This is a genomic window from Niallia circulans NBRC 13626, from assembly GCF_001591585.1.
In the GTDB taxonomy this organism is placed as follows: Bacteria; Bacillota; Bacilli; order Bacillales; family Cytobacillaceae; genus Niallia; species Niallia circulans.
The window spans coordinates 33,039-53,522 of sequence record NZ_BCVE01000014.1 but is presented as its reverse complement, the minus strand read 5'-3'; the positions used below and the strand labels follow the sequence as shown (position 1 = coordinate 53,522).

The following is a 20,484-nucleotide window of genomic DNA, read 5'->3' as shown; positions in this document are numbered from 1 at the left end:
TTGTTTATACATACATAGTAACCATCATATATGAATAAATTATGAACAAAGTTTGAAAAGACATAGAAGAATTTTAGAACATTTTATTCCCTCAACCTATTTTATACAAGGCATGAAAGCTCTGTTACTTTTCTTCTGGAAGAGGGAAGAAAAGAGTAAAGGTAGTGCCTTTCCCTTTTTCGCTCGACACTTGAATATTCCCTTCATGGAACTGAACTAATTGCTTAACAATAGATAAACCAAGTCCAAATTCGCCGTAAGGGTTATTGGTTCTAGAGAGATCCGCTTTATAAAACCTTTTCCAAATGTTTTCTATTTCGTGTGCATCTATACCAATTCCAGTATCTTTTACCTCTATGATTGTTTTGCTTGCTTCAGTTCGTCCTCTTAACCATATATTTCCGTTCTCGGTAAACTGTATGCTGTTTTTCGTGATGTTCATAATGATCTGGATAAGCCGATCATAATCAGCATAAATCACAGCATCACTATCCACATCAATGTGGATTTTAACCCCTTTCTCCTCTGCTAAAATAGACAGCTGGTCATCAATTATTTCTAATACTTCTTGGAGGGAAATAAACTCTTTCATCAGTACAATTTGGTTGGAACGTATTTTATCATAATCAAGATTCTCATTTACTAATCGGATAAGTCTTTTTGCCTCATGGCTAATTAATTTCAGACCTTTCTCCCGCTCATTTTCTGGTATCATATTATTGTTTAATCCTTCTATGACACCGCTAATCGTTGTTAACGGGGGCTTTAATTCATGAGAAACATCTGACATAAATTGCCGTCTCCGATTTTCTAGTGCATCAATTGCTTCCTTCGACTCTCTTAATTTATCTACCATCTGATTAAAATCTTCCCCTAATTCTCCAATCTCATCAAATGTAGAAGAGGAAACTTTCACGCTATAATCTCCTTCTGCAACATGGCTTGTAGCTTCCTGAAGTTTTTTTATTCGATTAACATGTACTCTTGAAAAAATAAAGCTCATCAATAAGGCAATCGCAAACACTAGAAAAAGAATATAAATTAAATAGCGATTAATTTCCTGAATCATTTCTTTTGCTTCTAAAAGAGGTGACGTTAAGATGATTCCTCCCACAACTACATCATTAACAGAATACGGAATTGCAACTAAAGCTACCTCTTGGTCTCCTCTTTTTGTACTAGGTTTAATGACTGTACTGCGACCATCCTTTATTTCATCCCACTCTGCATGAGTAATATTGATATCCAAATCCTTTCCAAAAGACCAAATACGATTTCTTTGTGTATTGAAGATGCCAATCGTTATCCCAGTGCCCTTTAGCTCTTCCGAATATCGTAATAAGGTAGAATAAGTTGCTGCGGACCATAAATCCGCTCCTTGAACGTCTTGGACTATATTATATCCGTATCCCTTTAGTTCATCTGCCTTCATAGAGAAAACCAATTTCTCAATATAATGTGAAAAAACAAGACTTAATACTAATAGGGCTACGAGAATAACGCTTAAGTGACTAATTAGCTGCTGATAGATGTATTTAATTCTCATGTATTACCACCGTTTCATCAAATTTATAAATGGTTAAATTAATCATATCATATTTATTTAGGCAGAAATGTGGATATGCCAACACACTCTATTTACTTTTTTAAATATTTTCTTGGCTTTGGACAATATTGTGGATTTTCGCGAATTACGAGAAGTTTTCCGCGAATTATTAATGATTTTTAGCGAATAAGTCACATATTTTCGCGAATAAAATCTCCATCAGGAAAGCTAAAAACATAAAAAGGCCATTTAAAAGATATTCTCCTTTAAATGGCCTCCATTATTGACTTATCTTTCGTGAAAAACTTTTTCTGCAAGGAGAAGTCCACCTGTAATTCCAGCATTATCTCCTAAACCTGGTCTAACAATATATTCATTCATTTTATCCTGCACTTCAGGGTAGGAAACATAGCCATTTAAAAGCTCTCCCAAATAGCGATAAACATATGTTAACACATGCTCCTGATTCATAACCCCGCCGCCAAGGATAATCTTTTTGGGAGATAGAATAAGAATATATTGCATAAGGGCTTGTGCAATGTAATAGCCTTCCATTTCCCATACTTCCTCTTTATCACTTAAGTGAAATGCTTTCTCGCCCCAGCGTTCTTCAATTGCCGGCCCAGCTGCTAATCCTTCTAAGCAATCTGCATGGTATGGGCATCTGCCTTTATAGCTATCTTTGGGATGCCTTCTTACTAAAATATGACCCATCTCTGGGTGTGTTAATCCTTGCAGCAATTCCCCATTAATATAAGCTCCAGCGCCAATCCCTGTACCAATCGTTATATATAAACAATTATCCACACCTTTAGCAGCACCTAGCTTTGCTTCTCCTAGTGCGGCAACATTTACATCTGTATTAAAACCAGTTGGAACAGAAAATTCATCTTCTATTGTTTTTAGCAATGGAAAGTCCTTCCATGCAAGCTTTGGTGTCGTTGTTATATTTCCATATGTGGCATTGTTTTTATCCACATCAATAGGACCAAACGAGCCAATTCCAATTGCGTCAACGGAAAACTTTTTAAAGAAAGCAATAACCTCTGGCATCGTTTCTTCCGGTGTTGTTGTTGGAATGGATATTCTTTCTTGGATATTTCCTTTTGCATCCCCTACTGCACAGACAAATTTTGTTCCACCAGCTTCAATAGCGCCGTATAGTGACATGGTTTCTCTCTCCTTATAATAGTTTTATATGCTTACTGTTTTGTATCAGCCGGAAAAACTATTCCCGTTTGTCTTCTTACCTCATCCATCACTTCCATTACCGCTAAAGAAATATTAAAAGAGTTAATAGAGGATTCGGTTTTTCCTGCCTTAATCAATTCCATAAATTCCTGTGCCTCATAAAACATCGAAGCTTCCTTTTGAGGAAGGGTAAGATTCTCCCCTTCTCCATTCCGTGGTATAAACTCTACTTTTGTAGGAGTATTCATTTGATTGATTATTAAATTGCCATCTTCTCCTTGGATTTCAGACGGAATATGAGAGTTGGTTATTTTCGAATACATGAGAATGATATCCATATCTGGATACTCTAGAATAATGCTTCCTTCGCCGTCAACACCTGTTTCCAATAAGAAACTATTTGCCTTAACTTTCTCTGGTTTTCCAAAAAGAAGTACCATAGGATAGAGACAATAAACCCCAATATCCATTAATGCTCCATTTGACAGCTCTGGCTTAAAAGCATTTAATACTGTTCCTTCTTTATAAGCATCATACCGCGAAGAATACTGACAATAACTTACAAATGCACGTCTAATTTTCCCAAGTTTATGTAAATTTTCTTGAACAACTTTAAAATTAGGAAGAAATGTTGTTTTTAGTGCCTCCATTAAAAGAACTTCATTTTCCTTGGCCGCAGTAATCATTTCTTTCACTTCTGCTGTATTAGAAGCCATCGCTTTTTCTGTTAAAACATGCTTTTTATTTTTCAAAAATAGGATTGCCTGTTGAGCATGATAAGCGTTAGGACTTGCAATATATACAGCATCTATTTTGTCGCTCTTTGCCATTTCTTCTAAATTAGTATATGTATGTTCAACATTAAATTTAGCAGCAAACGCTTTCGCTTTATCCGCTGTTCGTGAGTATACGGCATTTAATTGAAAATCTTCTATTTCACCAGCTGCCTTTATAAAAGATTCTGTAATCCAATTGGTTCCGATAACTCCAAATTTAATCGTCATCCAAAGACCTCCTCATTCGATGAATATTCCCTTCTTCCCTTTTATTTTGGAGGGAACTCCTAAAAAAAGCAACTATCTACTAGAATTTTTATCTTTTGAAAATGATCTATTATTTTATTTACTATTAAAAAGTCCAACAAGTAGTTTTTACTCGTTGGACTCTTTACCCAGCGTTATTTGGAAATGGCTTCTGAAATTTCTTTAACCATCTCACTTGTTGACAGAAGACCGCCCCCTGATAGATACCAATAGCTTGGGTCTAAATAAACAATATGATCATTTTTAGCTGCATCAATTCCATTTATAAGTTTGTTATCAAGGACCTTCTCAGCAGAAGACTCCCCTCCAACAACTGCTCCTCTATCAATAACAAATAAATAGGCTGGATTTTTTTCTGCTACATATTCAAAAGTAACCTTTTGTCCATGTGTAGAAGCTTCAATATTTTCATCTGCCGGCGCCAGCCCAAAAACATCATGAATAATGCCGAAACGAGAGTTTTTCCCGTACGCACTTATGCTACCATCATTCACCAATAAGATTAAGGATTTACCATCTACTGCTTTTGCCTTTTCGTTAAGTGCAGCAATATCTTCATCTATTTTTGCTAATTCTTTGGTAACCTCTTGTTTCTTATCAAAAATCTCTCCAATAATATTCATATTATGCTTAAAGGAATTCATATAATCTGTTGTATCAACTCCAAGATATACAGTTGGGGCAATTTTTTTCAATTCTTCATATGCAGCCGACTGTCTTCCAGAAATAAAGATTACATCCGGTTCTAATTCACTAATTGCCTCGAAATCTGGCTCTTTTAAACTACCTACATTTGTATATTTTGAATCTTCATATTTAGAAAGATATGGTGGAATATTCGCCTGTGGAACCCCGGCTACTTCTATTCCCAATTTATCTAAAGTATCTAAAACACCAAAATCAAAAGCAACAACTGTTTTAGGGTCTGCTTTAACTGTATCTTCTCCTAAATCATGGGTTACTTTAATTTCTGCCGATTTCTCGCTACCTTTCTTTGTATCAGCATTCGATTTTTCTGTATTTCCACATGCAGCTAATACTGCAAAAATGAATGTTAATAATAATAGGGAAAGCTTTTTCTTCATCTTATAAACACCTCTAAATTTAATTTATAAACTAAATTGAATGCATTGCATTTAAAGACAGAATACCCTATGATAAGGTATTATTAGCCTTTTTCCTTCCTCATTTTCCTAGAATGATTTAGGATTTTGCTAATATCTAATGGTAGTGTTATTATGGTTTTCTTCTGGCGAAGGGACTTATTTTTAAGTCAGCCATAATTACACTGCCTCCTTTCTATTTTTCTTCCACCATTAGCTTCTTTCTACAATGAATCAATCATTTATCCATAATCAATGTTCATTTTTTATGCGAAATAAACACATATTCTTTGATTATTTATTTCTTCAATTTGCATATCCATTTCATAAATATCTTTTAATACTTTTTGATTAATGATTTTTTTTGCTGGTCCATCGTTTATGATTTTGCCATTCTTTAATGCTACGATATTATCGGAATAAACTGAGGCAAAATTGATATCATGGATTACGATTACTACTGTTTTCCCCAGCTCTTCTACTAATCTTCTTAGAACCTTCATTATTTGGACAGAATGCTTCATATCTAAATTATTTAATGGCTCATCCAATAGGATATATTCTGTATCTTGAGCAATTACCATCGCAATATAGGCTCTTTGCTTTTGTCCTCCACTTAGTTGATCTATGTATTTATGCTGCATATCTTCTAATTCCATATATTTAATAGCTTCGTCTACCATTTTCTCATCAAGGGCATTTAATTTTCCTTGCGAATATGGGAATCGGCCAAAGCTGACTAGTTCTCTTACAGTTAAGCGGAGGTTTATATGGTTTGCCTGTTTTAAAATAGAAATTTTCTTGGCAAGATCATTACTCTTCGATTTATCGATATGCTGTCCATCAATATAGACATCTCCACTGTCTGCTTTCGTTAAGCGACTTATTACTGAAAGCAATGTACTTTTCCCTGCTCCATTTGGTCCAATAAAAGAAGTGATTTTCCCTTTCTCTACTGAAAGAGAAACATTATCGAGCACTTTTTTGCCCCCATATTGTTTGGTAATATTCTTTACTTCTACCATGCTTTTCTCTCCTTTAGTAATAGATAGATAAAATACACTCCACCTACAAAGTTAATTATCACACTGATTGTCGTTGAAAAAGTAAATACACGTTCTACAATCAGTAACCCACCAACTAAAGAAATAATACTCAATAAGATAGATCCAGTAATTAAAGTTCGGTGTTTATATGTTTTTAAAAACTCACGAGCTAAATTAACAACCAATAATCCAAGAAAGGTGATGGGTCCCACTAAGGCAGTGGAAACCGACACTAGGATCGACACCACAATTAGCATACGGCGTACTACTTTCTCATAATCAATTCCTAAATTAATGGCCTGGTCTCTTCCTAATGACATGACATCAAAGAATTTACTATATCTCGTAACATAGACAGACACAATAGTAACAATAATAATACTGATTATTAAAATATTGGTGTTTACATTATTAAAACTTGCAAACATTTTATCTTGGATAATAAGGAACTCATTTGGATCAATTAACACCTGCATAAAGGAAGAGAGACTAGAGAAAAAGCTTCCTAATACAATTCCAATCAACAGCAGTAATAATATGTTTTGATTATCTCTCCTAAAGAATAGCTTATAAAGAATACTTGAGAAAAAAACCATTAAAACGACGGATAACAAAAAATTAATATTGCTATTCATCACAGTCATTGTACTTGAACCAAAAACGAAAACCACTACAGTTTGAATGAAGAGATAAAGGGAGTCTAGTCCTAAAATACTCGGTGTTAAAATACGATTATTTGTAATCGTCTGAAATACCATCGAAGTAAAGGCGATACAGCCGCCTGTTAAAAGAATCGCGATAATTTTTATGGCTCTACGTGGAATCACATATTCCCAGTTATTACCGCTAACCTTTATTAGCATAAATATGGAAATTAATAATGCTGCCACTATAGCTAGTATTATTAGTTTTACTCTAGGTTGCATCATAAGACTTTCTCCTTACTAGTAAATACAAGAATACTCCACTTCCAATGACACCCACCATCACACCGATCGATATCTCATACGGATAAATAATCACTCTGCCAAGAATATCACAGAATAATACAAAGACTGCTCCTAATAATGCTGTATGGGTTAAGCTATTTTTCAGATTATCTCCTCTGTATAACGAAACAATATTGGGAATAATTAGACCTAGAAAAGGAATCATTCCTACTGTCAGCAATACAACAGAAGAGACTAACGCTACGATAATTAACCCTATATTCACTACTCTTTTGTGATTGAGACCAAGATTAGTAGAAAAATCCTCACCTAGTCCAGCAATTGTGAATTTATTGGCATATAAGTATGCAACAATAACCATCGGAATACTTATGTAAAGAAGTTCATAACGTCCTTCCATGATTAAAGAAAAATCTCCTTGTAACCATGAAGACATATTTTGAATCAAATCATATTTCATGGCAAAAAAAGTGGTAATCGAGCTAACAATATTCCCTAGCATTAAACCGATTAATGGAATAAAGATAGCGTCTTTAAATTTAATCATATTAAGTATTCGCATAAACAAAAAGGTTCCTCCAAGTGCGAATACAAAAGCGATTAACATTTTAATAATCGGGCTCTCGCCTGTAAAAAGCATTAAAGCTACTAAAATCCCAAGTCTCGCCCAGTCCATTGTTCCAGCAGTTGTAGGAGAAACAAATTTATTTCTCGATATCTGCTGCATGATAAGTCCACAAATACTTAGACTAACACCAGCTATAATAATACTGACTAAGCGAGGAAATCTGCTAATCAGGAGAATTTCTCTCTGATCTGCTGTTAAATGAAAAATATTTTGTGGATGAATATCAATTACTCCTACAAATAGGGAGATGATAGATAAAACTATTAACATTATAGTTAAGTGTCTAATTTTCATAGTGCCAATGAGTAATATTACTCGTTTCCCTCACTCCCAACTTCATCGCAAATGATTTTCATTATCATTTAGATTCTTTCTTTATTTTATCATCTTTTTCTAGCCCGTCAATGCTTTTTAAAAGGCCAAATGTAATTATCACAACATTTCAAAAATAATAATCCCTATTACCTAGTTATTTAGTCTTTTATATACAAAAAAAGCCCCCAAAGGGAGGCTTTTTTCTAACTTTATTAGTAATGTACGTGTCCTGACGTCATTACCCAAATTGTTCCACCGGCAACGACAATTGCGCAGAAGAAAGCATAAATGATATTAATAGTCTGTACTTGCCCTTCTCCTTCTGTAAGATGCATAAACATAAACAGTTGAAGAATTGCCTGAATCACAGCTAATGCCCCGATAATCCACATTACAGTAACCATTGGAAGATCTGTATATAACTTAGCCCCTACAGCTGCGAAGGTAAGTAATAAAGAAACAATAAAACCTGCAATATGACTAATTGGAAATTTTTCATTTTCATGATTTTTTGCCATCTTTTATTACCCTCCCATTTTCATTCTAGCAAGATAAACGAATGTGAAGATGAAAATCCACACAACGTCTAAGAAATGCCAGTATAAACTTATAATAAATGTCTTACGAGCAGTTGTTGGTGTTAAGCCATGTTTAAGCAATTGAATAATAATCAATATCGCCCAGCCTATACCTAAGGATACGTGCAATCCGTGTGTTCCTAGCAATACAAAGAACGAAGAAAGGAAGGCACTTGTCTGCATTGTCGCTCCTTCATGTACATAATGAATAAATTCATTTACTTCCACAAAGACGAAGCCTGCACCCAATGCTAAAGTGATAATTAACCATGTTAATAATCCTTTTAAATTTTGGCGACGCATATACCAGATAGCGATCCCACAAGTGAAACTACTTGTTAATAGTAAAAGTGTTTCAATCATTACATCTTTTAATTTAAATAATTCAGCTGGAGTAGGTCCGCCTGCAAAGTTATCCTTTAAAGATCCATAGGCTGCAAATAAGGTAGCGAATAATACAACCTCCGCACCAAGGAAAATCCAGAAGCCTAGAATATTTAAACGACTTTGCTCTGTTTGATATTCTAGTGGTAAGGACTTATCGACTTTTGCCATTATTTCTCACCTCTCCATGCACGTTCCGTTTTCTTAATAACATCCAGTTTAATATGATAACCTTCGTTATAATCAAAGGAACGAATGATTAAGCCAACAAAAATACCTAAGCTACAAATTGCAGCTGGAATAAACCATTCAAATATTAGGAAGAAACCGACGATACCAAATACAACACACATATAGAATGGAAGCCCAGAATTGCTTGGCATGTGTATTTCCTCTAGTTCTTCTTCTTTTAATACTAAGCCTTCATTATTTTTCTTCATATACCAGAACGCATCTAATGCTTTTACTTCTGGAGTACTTGCAAAGTTATATGGCTGAACTGGTGAAGCTGTATGCCATTCTAGTGTTCTTGCATCCCATGGATCTGTAGAAATCTTTCTATCTGCATAACGAGTACTATAGTAGATGTTATAAACTAGTACGGCAAATCCAGCAGCAAGAATAAGAGATCCGATTGCTGATAACATGAACAATGGCGCAAATCCAGATTCCGCTGAGAAAGTATAAGAACGTCTTACTGCTCCTTTTAAGCCTAAGAAGAACATTGGCATAAAGGTTACATTAAAACCAATATTAAACAACCAGAAATGCCATTTTCCTAAACGTTCGTTTAATGCATAACCAAACATTTTTGGCCACCAGTAATAGAAACCAGCAAATACTGCATATACAACACCTGGTATTAATACATAGTGGAAATGAGCTACTAAGAATAATGTATTATGATATTGATAGTCTGCTGCAGCCATTGCCAGCATAACTCCCGTTACCCCACCAATAGTAAAGGTCGGAATAAATGCAAGCGCCCATAGCATTGCCGTTGTAAATTGGATACGTCCTTTTCTCATAGTAAACAACCAGTTGAAAATCTTAACCCCAGTTGGAACTGCGATTAACATAGTTGTGATTGAGAATACAGAGTTTACAACTGGTCCAGATCCCATTGTATAGAAATGGTGAACCCACACAAGGAAACTCAATAATGCAATACCGACAATAGAGATAATCATTGAATTATAACCATATAGGCGTTTTTTCGAGAATGTAGCAATAACTTCAGAGAACATTCCAAATGCAGGCAAGATAACAATATATACCTCTGGATGTCCCCATAACCAGAATAGGTTATTCCATAACATCGCATTTCCTCCACCAGAAATCGTGAAGAAATGAGTTCCGAATAAACGGTCAAATGTCATTAATGCTAATGCAACAGTTAAAATAGGGAATGCAAACACAATAATTACGTTTGTAATTAATGAAGTCCAAGTAAACATTGGCATTTTCATTAAGGTCATCCCTTTAGCACGCATTTTCAGGATTGTCACAATAAAGTTAATACCTGTCATTAACGTACCAATACCTGCGATTTGCAGTCCAATTGCATAGAAGTTGTTTCCAACTCCTGGTGTAAATTCTTTCCCCGCTAGAGGGAAATAGGATGTCCATCCTGCATCAGGAGAACCACCAATTACGAAAGAAATATTGAATAGCATTGCTCCACTGAATGTTAACCAGAAGCTTAATGCATTCAATTGGGGGAACGCAACATCACGTGCACCAATTTGCAATGGAATAACTACGTTCATTAATCCAATCAATGCTGGCATCGCCATAAAAAGAATCATGATAACACCATGCGTTGTAAATACTTCATTATAATGCTGTGGATCTAAAAATTTCATTTCAGGAGCTGATGTTTGATATTTCATCATCAAACCGTCTACTCCACCACGGAAGAACATTAATACGGCAACAATAATATACATGATACCGATTTTTTTGTGATCAACCGTTGTTATCCATTCATCCCATAAATATTGCCACTTCTTAAAATAAGTAACACCAACTACTACAGCAAGCATGGTTAGAATAATACCTATTTGAGCAGACAATATTAGGGGATCACCAGTAATAACAATGTCATCCCACTTAATGTGCATCCTTTTCACCTCCGTCAGACTCTTGATTCTTTTCAAAAGTTCTACCTGGATATCCATGAACTCGATATAACTCAGGGTTTAAATAATAGTTTGAGTCTCCACCTTTACCGTGGTCAATCCACTCTAAATGTGTATTAGAGAAAGTCATACGCCCTAAATGTGTAGGCTTGATAATTTCTCTGTATTTCTCCTCTGTTAACTTAGGAGCAGTGTCTTTTACTTCATCTACCCATTTATCATAATCCTCAACAGATTTTGCTTCGACATCAAACTTCATCTCCGCATAACCTTTACCGTTAAAGCTTGTATTTTGTCCTTCATAGTTACCTGGGTTATCTGCTACCACATAAAGTTCTGTTTCAGCACCATACATTGTATACTTTTGACCAGCTAAAGCAGGAATCCAAAATGATTGCATTGTACCAGCAGAAGTTAATTTAAACTCAACAGGTACACCAGCAGGGATATTTACATAATTAACTGTTTCAATCCCCTCTTCTGGATAACTAAAAATCCATTTCCAATCTGCAGAAGTAACGTTAATCACTACTGGATCACGATCTTTATAATCTTTTGGAACATCTTCTAAAGCAAAGATTGTTTTTACAGTTGGAACCGTTAATGCAATGATTATTAAGAACGGTATTACAGTCCAAACAATTTCAAGCTTTGTGCTTCCATGTTCATCTGGTTCATAGTCAGCATTTTCTTTGGTTGCACGATACTTCCAAACTATGTAGCCAAATAGTGCAAAAACTACTAGACAAACAAAAGCCATTAATACAATTGACCAGTTAATCAAGTCCGTAATACTTCTAGCAACAGGACCTTGCGGGTCAAATACTACCATGGATTCACAGCCACTTAAAATGAATAATGGTACAATTGCTAAAAGCGAAACTAAAACTCCCTTTTTCATTTGTACAGCTCCTTCCATATAAATTAAAATGTTAAATTATTCACAGAATGTTCGATATTTAGACACAGAACATTCATATTACAGAGGTAAAATAGGAATTATTACTACCTGTATGATGATATCATATCTTGAACCTATTATATGTGACAAAAAACGTAAGTATAATTTTACCAATTTTCACATTTTCTATCCTTATGTTTTCCTATATTCAAGATTTTATCAACCTTTTTATTATAGCAGATACCATTATTAAAATCCACGTCCACAATTATGTCACAAACATTTTTACAAATTAGATCATTTCTTCAAATCTCCTTTTAAAAACGCTTACATCAATTATAATTTATACTGGTTGCTTTTTCCATCATTTTATTCGTGTTTTTCCTTCTGTAAATGAACATTCCCCCTTTTATTTATTCTGTTATATTTATCACAAGCTCGATATAAATAAACCTCATACTCTTTCCTAATTCTATCCATTATTTATCTCTAGTTATACAAAATTATAAGAAACAAATCTTCCCTTCTTGCTGCTTATGAAAAAAAGATAGAAATTTATACTGATACTAATAGCAGCTGCCACTAGTATCAGTATCTACTTCTATCTTTTGAAACGATTAATTTCCTAGTATTTCTTGTAATTTCCCTTTTACCTTATCATTTACCTTTTTCGCATCTTCTTTAATCTCGTCTACAACTTGGCTCCACTTGGAAGAATTCTCTTTTATAGTTGTTTCTATTTCTTCTGCTTTCTCTTTAATTGCCTTTTTCGTTTCTTCTACTTTTTTATTTACATTTTTACTATCCTTATTTGCAAGTCTATCACTTACAGATTGAACCTGAAAATTCTCTGGCTCTACATATTGTACGGCTTGATCCATAATTGTTTTGAAAATTGGTACTACATCGCCAGAACTTTTGCTTGGCAGATAATGATTGTTATCTGTTTTATCATATCCAAGCCACATCGACCCAACTAAATTAGGGGTATACCCTACAAACCATTGATCCTTTGTACCAGGAATATTCGAATCCTTTAATTGAGTGGAACCTGTTTTTCCGGCAAGTTGAAATCCTGTTATTTTTGCTCCTTGGCCAGTTCCTGATTTAATAACATCCAATAACATGGAGGTCATGTCATTTGCCACGGATTTGGAAGTAACTCTTGTCGATTTTGGCTCATATTCAGCCACAACATTGCCTGTCGGTCCAACAATTTTTGTAATCAAATGACTTTCCATTCGGACTCCCTCATTAGGAAATGTAGAATAAGCGCTCGCCATTTGTAATGGTGAAACACCACTGTACATCCCGCCTAAAGCTATTCCTAGATATTCATCCTCTTTTTCATAAGGAATGCCGAAGCGATCAAGGGATTTAAGACCATTTTCCAAACCAATTTTATCTAGCAGCCAGACTGCTGGCACATTTAAAGAGTCTTCTAATGCTTCATACATCGGAACTTCGCCTCTATAAGTCTTCGTGAAGTTTTTCGGTTCATAATCACCCTTTTTGAAAGGCTTATCTTCAAGCATAGAGTCAATTTTATACCCTTTTTCTAAAGCAGGTGTATAAACAGCAAGTGGCTTCATCGTAGATCCTGGCTGGACTTTAATTTGAGTAGCTCGATTAAAGCCTCTGAAAACTTGCTCTCCTCTTCCTCCCACTAATCCTCTTACTCCCCCTGTTTCCGGATCAAGTAAAACCGCTCCGCCTTGCACTAGTGTTCCATCATAACTTCTTGGAAACAGGGAATCTCTTGCAAAAGTTTTTTCTAAAGTAGATTGAAGGTTTTGATCCATTTCTGTATAAATCTTATATCCTCTTTTTAAGATTTCTTCTTGTGTAAGTCCATACTTGCTGATTGCTTCATCGATCACTGCATCTACAAAGTAGGGATAATCTCTTTCAATAAAAGATCCTCCCCCATTTTCTAATACAATTTTTTCGTTCACTGCTTGCTGGTACTGCTCTTCTGTAATTTTTTTTAACTCTGCCATTTTCTTCAGAACAAGGTTGCGGCGATTAATCGCACCCTCATAATTTTTATAAGGGTCTAATGCAGATGGAGCTTGCACTATTCCTGCTAGCAATGCAGCCTCACTAATAGATACATCCTTAATATCTTTATTAAAATATTTCAAGGATGCTTGGCTGATACCCCAGGCACCACTGCCAAAATAAACGTGATTCAAATACATTTGTAGAATTTCATCTTTTTCATAATGCTTCTCTATTTCTACAGCAAGGAATAGTTCCTCTGCTTTCCGCTTATAGGTCTGTTCGGAAGTTAACAAAGCATTTTTTGTTAATTGCTGGGTAATCGTACTTCCTCCACCAGTAATTCTCCCTGCAAAAATATTCTTAAAAAACGCACGGCTGATCCCTTTAATATCAAACCCATTATGTTGATAGAAACGTTCATCTTCGATAGAAACAACTGCGTCTGGAACATATTTTGGGACATCCTTTAATTCAATGCCTTCTGTTCTTTCCGTTCTTATTCGAGTTGCTTCATCTCCATCTTTGTCATAAATAATGGTCGCCTGACTTAAGCCAGCCTTTAATGTACTAACATTTGCTTGTGTTGCTAGGTACGTAAAATATAATATCGCTAATAAAACAAATAATAACAAAGCCAACAGTATAATTTGGGTAAGATGTCTCTTTTTCCAGAAACGTCGAAACCCTTCCCAATATGGTTTTAATCGATCCATCTATTACCTATCCTTTACTTTTACTCATAGAATAAATCTTCTTCCGTTTTTCTCTCTAATCATTAGACGGTTATTTTCTCTTATATGTTGCAACTATCTATGAAAACTATATTCTCTTTTTTTCTAAATTACAAGAAGGGATCTCTATCTAATATTACCAAATTTAACTAGAATAGGGGTTATTGTTTATCCATTTGATTTCTTGGGAAAAGAATAAGTAAAGGCTAAAAGGATGTGAGAGATAATGAAAAAAATGTTCAGACGACTAATTACGTGGGGACCTATCATTTATCCCTTCGCCAAAAAAATGTGGGACAAGCGCAAACAGTCAAAGGCAGCCTCAGCATTAGCAACACGCTCTAAGAGCTTCTAATTACTCTAGAAATAAAAAATCCAATGGGCTTTGAAACCTCATTGGATTTTTTATTTATGCATTTATTTTGTTATAAGTAAGCACTACTTCTTTCACTAAAGCATGATCTTCGCTTAAACCAGAAACTTCACTAAAAGCAGCTTGAACTCCTTTTTCATCTATTAAGTTCTTTAATTCAACAGACTCTTGATCTTCTGCTGTATAAAAGTGAAGAGCCGATGCCATTACTTCTACTAAATAAGAAGGAATTTCTTTAAACTCATTATAGTATGCTAGCGCTGGAGCAACTAATCGATCATTCCCGCCCAATTTTCGAAGCGGTGATCTACCAACTCGTTTTACATCGTCTACAATATAAACATTCGCAAAGCGGCCTAAAATTTTGTCGATATATTTTTGATGATCTGCTGCATTAAAACCATATTTTGCTACTAATACTTTTCCCGTTTCTTGTAAAACATGAAGCACCTTTTCTTTCACATCTTCATGTTGAATTGTTTCAGAAATGGTTTCATAATTCTTTCTATTGCCTAAATAGGCTGTTGCTGCATGACCAGTATTTACAGTAAATAACTTTCTTTCAATATATGCCTGTAAATTATTTACGAAATGCGCCTCGGCAATTTCAGGTTTCGCTCCTTTAATTGCCGTTTCATCTACAACCCACTCATGGAAAGGCTCTACCAGAACATCTAATAAGTTTTCATTCTTCTGGTTTGGCACAATTCTATCTACAGCTGAGTCAGGGAAACCAACGTATTCCTCTGTCCAAGCTGCTTCCTCTTCATTTAAATGCTCTAACACAAACTGTTTAAGGGCACTACTACCACCAATCATATTTTCACAAGCAATTACATTAACAGGTGTTTGATTACTTTTCATTCGTGCTTTAATTCCGTCAGCAATTAGCGGCGCGATGAACTTTAGAATATTAGGTCCGATAGCTGTAGTCACAATGTCTGCATGGATAAATTGTTCAACCACTTGTTCTGGATTTACTTTACTATTAATTCCTTTAATATTCTTAACTGTGAATTGATCTTTCGCTTCATTTGCCAATAAAACATGATATTGACCAACACGATTAATTTCATCGATAATCTGTTCGTTTACATCCACAAAGGTAATAGCATAATTTGACTGATGTAGTAATAGACCAATAAATCCTCTACCTATATTTCCAGCTCCAAAATGAATAGCATTCATCGTATTATTCTACCTCGCTTAAAATTTGGATTATTTCCTCTTCTGATTTCGCAGCAACTAATTTTTCGACATTTTCCATTTCAGAACATACAATGGCAATTTGTGATAACAGCTCTAAATGTTCGCCATCCTTCCCAGCAATTCCAATGATTAATTTAACAATATTGCCATCTCCAAAGTCTACGCCGTTTGGTGCTTGAATAACAGATAATCCAGAGTTTAATACTGCTGTTTTTGCTTCATCTGTACCATGGGGAATAGCTAAGAAGTTACCCATATAAGTTGATGAAATTTCTTCTCTTTGCAGCATAGCTGGGACATAATCCTCTGAAACATAGCCTTGTTCCACTAGAATTTGACCTGCTTTTTTGATAGCTTCCTCTTTACTTGCTAGACTGCTGTTTAAAATAATGTTCTCTTTTTTTAAAATACTCATTGTTTATTCCTCCTATTAATTTCTCAAATGATGTTTTAAAAACCTGCTGCTAATAAAATTTAATAGTTCTTCTTTCTTGCCGTTACTGAATACATGAATACTTCTTTCCGATTCAATAATAGAGGCACTTAAAAAACTTAATACTTCCATTACATTTTGATTTGCATCTAACGGCGCAAGCAAAAGTAATACCCGCTTCACCATTTCATTAGCACCATTCATTGCCCTCAAACTCACCATCTCGGGCAAGTCTATGATATTGAAAGATGGTTTTTCAATTTGATTATTACTTGTGTGATAAAGAGCTAAATTGGTTTCCGGAATAGCAAGTCCCCCTATTTCAGCCCGTGCTTCTAAAGCAGCAAATACTTCTTCCACGCTTGAAATAGAACCTTGTTGTTTCAATATCCTTAATCCCTTGTTTAAGCTTGCACTTAAACTTGCTCTCTCATCCCAAATATCCAGCTCCTTTAAAATAGAGGATAATAGCTGGGCTTGCTCTGAAAAAAGGAGAAAGGTCTGGAAATCAATACATTTTTGTTTAGGAACTTCTATTCCCTTTTCTTCCCTTATTACATGACCGATATTCTTTTGAAGATAGGTTTTTACTTCTTCCAAATCCTTATCATTTAAAATCGGATTTACTAATAAATAATCTCTAGAGATATCCTCTAATGGAATAGTCGAAAGAATGGCATCATAATCATCGATGGAAATATTCTTTAACTCGAATACAGATGCTGTTTTCACTTCTGATAGGCTTGGAATTTGATTAACAATTTTTGCTGCAAGCATTTTAGATGTCCCAATTCCGGATGAACAAATGATCAATAACTTGATATTTTTTGTTATTTTTCTATCATTTAACGCAGAACCAAAATGAAGAACTAAATAGCCGATTTCTTCTTCTGGTACATCTCTGTCAACAAGTGTTTTTTCCACAGCTTGCTGAACCACTTCAAACAACTCAGCATAATCCTCTTTAATATCTTCTAATAAGGGATTGGAAATACTCATTTTCTGATCTAAACGATATAATGTAGGCTGAAGGTGAGCTAATAACCCTTGAAATAAAGAATCATCTGCCAATGTTGTATGCAGTAATTTTTCGACATTTGCAATTAATGTCCTAACTAGCATTGCTACTTCAACATTTTCATCTTCAATGCCGACTTTATTGTCATAACGTACCTTTGCTCCCCTTAAATGCATCGTAATATAACCGACTTCCTCTGTAGGAATCGAAATATCAAAAGTACGTTCTAGTCTTGATACGATTTGGCGCGCAAAATCAAATTCTTTTGTTTGCGACAGCTCCCCTAAATAATCTTCTTTAAAAGAAATATTTTCTCCTCGCTGGATTCTCTCCATAGCAAGAGCAATGTGAACGACCAATCCAACATAAGAACTATCCGCCAGCGGATAAGGTAATTGCTCGTTGATATCTTCAATAATATTTTCAATACGCAGCAATTTTTCTTTTTGTACCAATCCTAAAAGCCGTTCGGAAATTGAGTCGATTTTATTGCTAGACTTTTTTTGAATGTTTTCCTTCACCATTTTAAGAAACTCTGGGACATCAAATCGGTCGGATATAAGACTGCGAATCGCTTTTCTCTTATCTTCCTCTGTTCCAACTAATTCAATACCATAACCTCTTTTTCTCATTAATTGCAAATCATACTTTGCTATAATCGGTTCCAGCTTATCCAAATCATTGCTTACCGTGGCAGTTGTTACTCCTAGTTCTTTTGCTAAAGAAAATAGTTTAATCGGTTCTTGATGATCTAATAAGGTACATAAAGCCACGATTATCCGTTCATCGGGTGTGTATTCTATATAATCCTGTTTTAAGATAGATACCCTTAGTTGATAAATATCATTAGGATTTCCTACAATTTTCACGCCGACTCCAGCTTTTTTATTCATTTGAAGATGAAAATCTTTTAGTATAGATTCGACATTCTTTAAATCACGATGTATCGTTCGTTCACTAACATTTACATGTTCAGCAATTCCCTTAATCGTCATTTCTTCCTCTATATTTTCTAATAGTATCTGTAAAATAATTCTTTCTCGAGCGGAAATAATCATAGCTTATCCCCTTAATCACCTGACATAATTTAATTATAAAACTGTTATACACACTTATTCAAACAGTATTAAACATATTTTTTTCAATTTCATTGTTGCCATTTCTAATTTATACTTCCCTATTTTTATCTATAAATACTGAAATTTAAGTACTTTTTCATGGAAAAAGATTAAATAGACATAAACCGCGTTAAACACAAAAAATACCAGCCAATCTACTAAGTTGGCCGGTATTTCTGCTAATTCTTATTTTAATTTTTCAATGATCTCATCATATTTAGGGCTGTTCATGAAATTCTCAACAGAAACATGGTGTGCAGTCGGTAATTTTTCTACTGCTCTATCTGTTAGATCTTTATGGGTAATAACAAGATCCGCATCACTTGGAAGGTTTGCAATAGAAGTATTTGTTACATCTACTCCTTCAATTCCTGCTTTTTTCACTTTATTACGCATAATTGATGCACCCATCGCACTAGATCCCATACCAGCATCACAAGCAAAGATTACTTTCTTCACTGATTTGTAATCAAATTCTGAAGTTTCAGCTGCATCAGGAGTTGCTGTAGTCTCAGTAATTGCACTTGCAACCGAGCTTTTCTTCCCTTTTAATGCTTCCATTTTTTCTGTTGCTGCATTAATATCTTCTTCTTTATCTTTACTTGTTTTCAAAATAATAGCTGCAATCACGAAAGAAATAATCGTTGCAACCACAACACCAGCGATAACACCTAAATGTTGTCCTTTTGGCGCCATCATCATTAACGCAATGATGCTACCAGGGGATGGAGTCGCTACTAGACCTGCATCAAATAGTGTAAAGGTGAATACTCCACCCATACCACCAGCGATTACAGCTAATAACATTACAGGTTTCATTAAAATATATGGGAAGTAAATTTCATGAATACCACCCAAGAAGTGAATAATTGCTGCCCCAGGTGCTGTCTGTCTTGATGTACCTCTTCCAAATATACAATAAGCTAATAGTACCCCAAACCCAGGACCAGGGTTTGATTCTAGTAAGAATAGAATAGATTTTCCTACCTCTTTCGCTTGTTCTACCCCAATCGGACCTAAAATACCTTGGTTGATGGCATTATTTAAGAACAATACTTTAGCAGGCTCAATAAAGATACTTGCTAATGGTAAGAGGTTTGCATTAACAATTAATTCTACACCGTTCGATAAGAAGTTACTTAATGCTGCTACAATTGGACCAACATATTTAAAACCAATAATGGCAATAAGCGCTCCCAAAATACCAGCTGAGAAGTTATTTACTAACATTTCAAATCCGGCTTTAATTTTTCCTCTAAATAAATCGTCCACTTTTTTGATTAAGTAGCCACCAAGTGGACCCATAACCATCGCACCAAGGAACATCGGAATATCTGCACCGACGATTACACCCATGGTTGCAATTGCACCAACTACACCACCGCGCTCTGCGTAAACCATCTTACCGCCTGTATAACCAATTAATAATGGCAATAAATACGTAATCATTGGACTTACTAGTTTTGCTAACTCTTTGTTAGGAGCCCATCCTGTTTCAATGAATAAGGCGGTAATTAACCCCCATGCGATAAATGCTCCTATATTAGGCATAATCATGCCACTTAAATGACTACCAAAACGCTGTATTTTGACACGAAAACCATTTTTATTTTCGTCTGACATTTTGTTTAACCCCCTTAATATTTCAGTTTGATTATAAAGCGGTTACAGATTATTCTCAATTCAAAGTAAATACACTTTTGACAGACACAATGTTGACACAATTAAATTAATTTAATTGGTAAAATTCAATAAAATCAGCATTCGCTTTA

General features: G+C 34.9%; 17 protein-coding genes. 1 reads left to right on the top strand and 16 read right to left on the bottom strand.

The annotated features are described in order from the left end of the window. Positions 1–124: 124 nt before the first annotated feature. The 12 genes from BCI01S_RS16470 to BCI01S_RS16415 form a co-directional block, all read right to left on the bottom strand. Complete coding sequence (locus BCI01S_RS16470) at positions 125–1,546, bottom strand: sensor histidine kinase (RefSeq protein WP_061800097.1); 1,422 nt, start codon at positions 1,544–1,546, stop codon at positions 125–127. Between the two features lie 288 nt (positions 1,547–1,834). Further along, positions 1,835–2,716, bottom strand: a complete 882-nt coding sequence (locus BCI01S_RS16465) for an ROK family protein (RefSeq protein ID WP_047944223.1) — start codon at positions 2,714–2,716, stop codon at positions 1,835–1,837. A gap of 32 nt (positions 2,717–2,748) precedes the next feature. Further along, positions 2,749–3,741 (bottom strand): Gfo/Idh/MocA family protein, encoded by a 993-nt coding sequence (locus BCI01S_RS16460; RefSeq protein WP_061800091.1) that lies wholly within the window; start codon positions 3,739–3,741, stop codon positions 2,749–2,751. A gap of 173 nt (positions 3,742–3,914) precedes the next feature. Beyond that, positions 3,915–4,865: a siderophore ABC transporter substrate-binding protein gene (locus BCI01S_RS16455; protein WP_061800086.1), complete on the bottom strand. Its 951-nt coding sequence runs from the start codon at positions 4,863–4,865 to the stop codon at positions 3,915–3,917. A gap of 284 nt (positions 4,866–5,149) precedes the next feature. Then, positions 5,150–5,908 carry an iron ABC transporter ATP-binding protein gene (locus BCI01S_RS16450; RefSeq protein ID WP_047944226.1) on the bottom strand — a complete coding sequence of 253 codons (759 nt, stop codon included), beginning with the start codon at positions 5,906–5,908 and terminating at the stop codon, positions 5,150–5,152. Further along, positions 5,902–6,855, bottom strand: a complete 954-nt coding sequence (locus BCI01S_RS16445; protein WP_047944232.1) for an iron chelate uptake ABC transporter family permease subunit — start codon at positions 6,853–6,855, stop codon at positions 5,902–5,904. The genes BCI01S_RS16450 and BCI01S_RS16445 overlap by 7 nt, the downstream gene beginning before the upstream one ends. After that, positions 6,845–7,801: an ABC transporter permease gene (locus tag BCI01S_RS16440; protein WP_047944228.1), complete on the bottom strand. Its 957-nt coding sequence runs from the start codon at positions 7,799–7,801 to the stop codon at positions 6,845–6,847. The genes BCI01S_RS16445 and BCI01S_RS16440 overlap by 11 nt, the downstream gene beginning before the upstream one ends. Positions 7,802–8,034: 233 nt before the next feature. Further along, positions 8,035–8,340, bottom strand: a complete 306-nt coding sequence (gene qoxD / locus BCI01S_RS16435; protein ID WP_047944233.1) for a cytochrome aa3 quinol oxidase subunit IV — start codon at positions 8,338–8,340, stop codon at positions 8,035–8,037. Between the two features lie 6 nt (positions 8,341–8,346). Beyond that, positions 8,347–8,955 carry a cytochrome aa3 quinol oxidase subunit III gene (qoxC, locus tag BCI01S_RS16430; RefSeq protein ID WP_047944235.1) on the bottom strand — a complete coding sequence of 203 codons (609 nt, stop codon included), beginning with the start codon at positions 8,953–8,955 and terminating at the stop codon, positions 8,347–8,349. Beyond that, a complete protein-coding gene (gene qoxB / locus BCI01S_RS16425) occupies positions 8,955–10,907 on the bottom strand; it encodes a cytochrome aa3 quinol oxidase subunit I (protein ID WP_061800080.1) in 1,953 nt (650 codons plus the stop codon). The genes qoxC and qoxB overlap by 1 nt, the downstream gene beginning before the upstream one ends. Further along, positions 10,897–11,826, bottom strand: coding sequence for a cytochrome aa3 quinol oxidase subunit II (gene qoxA / locus BCI01S_RS16420; protein WP_047944237.1), 930 nt, complete (start codon positions 11,824–11,826; stop codon positions 10,897–10,899). Before qoxA ends, qoxB begins: the two co-directional genes overlap by 11 nt. 617 nt (positions 11,827–12,443) lie before the next feature. Beyond that, positions 12,444–14,543 (bottom strand): PBP1A family penicillin-binding protein, encoded by a 2,100-nt coding sequence (locus tag BCI01S_RS16415; protein WP_047944238.1) that lies wholly within the window; start codon positions 14,541–14,543, stop codon positions 12,444–12,446. 244 nt (positions 14,544–14,787) lie between these two features. Between BCI01S_RS16415 and yxzF the strand changes: the two genes are divergently transcribed. Further along, positions 14,788–14,916, top strand: a complete 129-nt coding sequence (yxzF, locus tag BCI01S_RS26475; RefSeq protein ID WP_488175332.1) for a small protein YxzF — start codon at positions 14,788–14,790, stop codon at positions 14,914–14,916. 54 nt (positions 14,917–14,970) lie between these two features. Here the strand turns inward: yxzF and BCI01S_RS16410 are convergent, their stop codons facing one another. The 4 genes from BCI01S_RS16410 to BCI01S_RS16395 all read right to left on the bottom strand — a co-directional run bounded on the left by BCI01S_RS16410 (position 14,971) and on the right by BCI01S_RS16395 (position 20,335). Then, positions 14,971–16,122 carry a mannitol-1-phosphate 5-dehydrogenase gene (locus tag BCI01S_RS16410; RefSeq protein WP_047944239.1) on the bottom strand — a complete coding sequence of 384 codons (1,152 nt, stop codon included), beginning with the start codon at positions 16,120–16,122 and terminating at the stop codon, positions 14,971–14,973. A 4-nt stretch (positions 16,123–16,126) separates the two neighbouring features. After that, on the bottom strand, positions 16,127–16,558 hold the full coding sequence (locus tag BCI01S_RS16405) for a PTS mannitol transporter subunit IIA (RefSeq protein ID WP_047944240.1): 432 nt from the start codon (positions 16,556–16,558) through the stop codon (positions 16,127–16,129). A 15-nt stretch (positions 16,559–16,573) separates the two neighbouring features. Next, on the bottom strand, positions 16,574–18,652 hold the full coding sequence (locus BCI01S_RS16400; protein WP_047944241.1) for a BglG family transcription antiterminator: 2,079 nt from the start codon (positions 18,650–18,652) through the stop codon (positions 16,574–16,576). Between the two features lie 246 nt (positions 18,653–18,898). Beyond that, a complete protein-coding gene (locus BCI01S_RS16395) occupies positions 18,899–20,335 on the bottom strand; it encodes a PTS mannitol transporter subunit IIBC (protein ID WP_047944242.1) in 1,437 nt (478 codons plus the stop codon). Positions 20,336–20,484 lie beyond the last annotated feature (149 nt).

Bases quoted from the DNA above. Each gene is read 5' to 3' on its own strand.
- BCI01S_RS16470 (WP_061800097.1), bottom strand. From the start codon at position 1,546: ATGAGAATTAAATACATCTATCAGCAGCTAATTAGTCACTTAAGCGTT.
- BCI01S_RS16465 (WP_047944223.1), bottom strand. From the start codon at position 2,716: ATGTCACTATACGGCGCTATTGAAGCTGGTGGAACAAAATTTGTCTGT.
- BCI01S_RS16460 (WP_061800091.1), bottom strand. From the start codon at position 3,741: ATGACGATTAAATTTGGAGTTATCGGAACCAATTGGATTACAGAATCT.
- BCI01S_RS16455 (WP_061800086.1), bottom strand. From the start codon at position 4,865: ATGAAGAAAAAGCTTTCCCTATTATTATTAACATTCATTTTTGCAGTA.
- BCI01S_RS16450 (WP_047944226.1), bottom strand. From the start codon at position 5,908: ATGGTAGAAGTAAAGAATATTACCAAACAATATGGGGGCAAAAAAGTG.
- BCI01S_RS16445 (WP_047944232.1), bottom strand. From the start codon at position 6,855: ATGCAACCTAGAGTAAAACTAATAATACTAGCTATAGTGGCAGCATTA.
- BCI01S_RS16440 (WP_047944228.1), bottom strand. From the start codon at position 7,801: ATGAAAATTAGACACTTAACTATAATGTTAATAGTTTTATCTATCATC.
- qoxD (WP_047944233.1), bottom strand. From the start codon at position 8,340: ATGGCAAAAAATCATGAAAATGAAAAATTTCCAATTAGTCATATTGCA.
- qoxC (WP_047944235.1), bottom strand. From the start codon at position 8,955: ATGGCAAAAGTCGATAAGTCCTTACCACTAGAATATCAAACAGAGCAA.
- qoxB (WP_061800080.1), bottom strand. From the start codon at position 10,907: ATGCACATTAAGTGGGATGACATTGTTATTACTGGTGATCCCCTAATA.
- qoxA (WP_047944237.1), bottom strand. From the start codon at position 11,826: ATGAAAAAGGGAGTTTTAGTTTCGCTTTTAGCAATTGTACCATTATTC.
- BCI01S_RS16415 (WP_047944238.1), bottom strand. From the start codon at position 14,543: ATGGATCGATTAAAACCATATTGGGAAGGGTTTCGACGTTTCTGGAAA.
- yxzF (WP_488175332.1), top strand. From the start codon at position 14,788: ATGAAAAAAATGTTCAGACGACTAATTACGTGGGGACCTATCATTTAT.
- BCI01S_RS16410 (WP_047944239.1), bottom strand. From the start codon at position 16,122: ATGAATGCTATTCATTTTGGAGCTGGAAATATAGGTAGAGGATTTATT.
- BCI01S_RS16405 (WP_047944240.1), bottom strand. From the start codon at position 16,558: ATGAGTATTTTAAAAAAAGAGAACATTATTTTAAACAGCAGTCTAGCA.
- BCI01S_RS16400 (WP_047944241.1), bottom strand. From the start codon at position 18,652: ATGATTATTTCCGCTCGAGAAAGAATTATTTTACAGATACTATTAGAA.
- BCI01S_RS16395 (WP_047944242.1), bottom strand. From the start codon at position 20,335: ATGTCAGACGAAAATAAAAATGGTTTTCGTGTCAAAATACAGCGTTTT.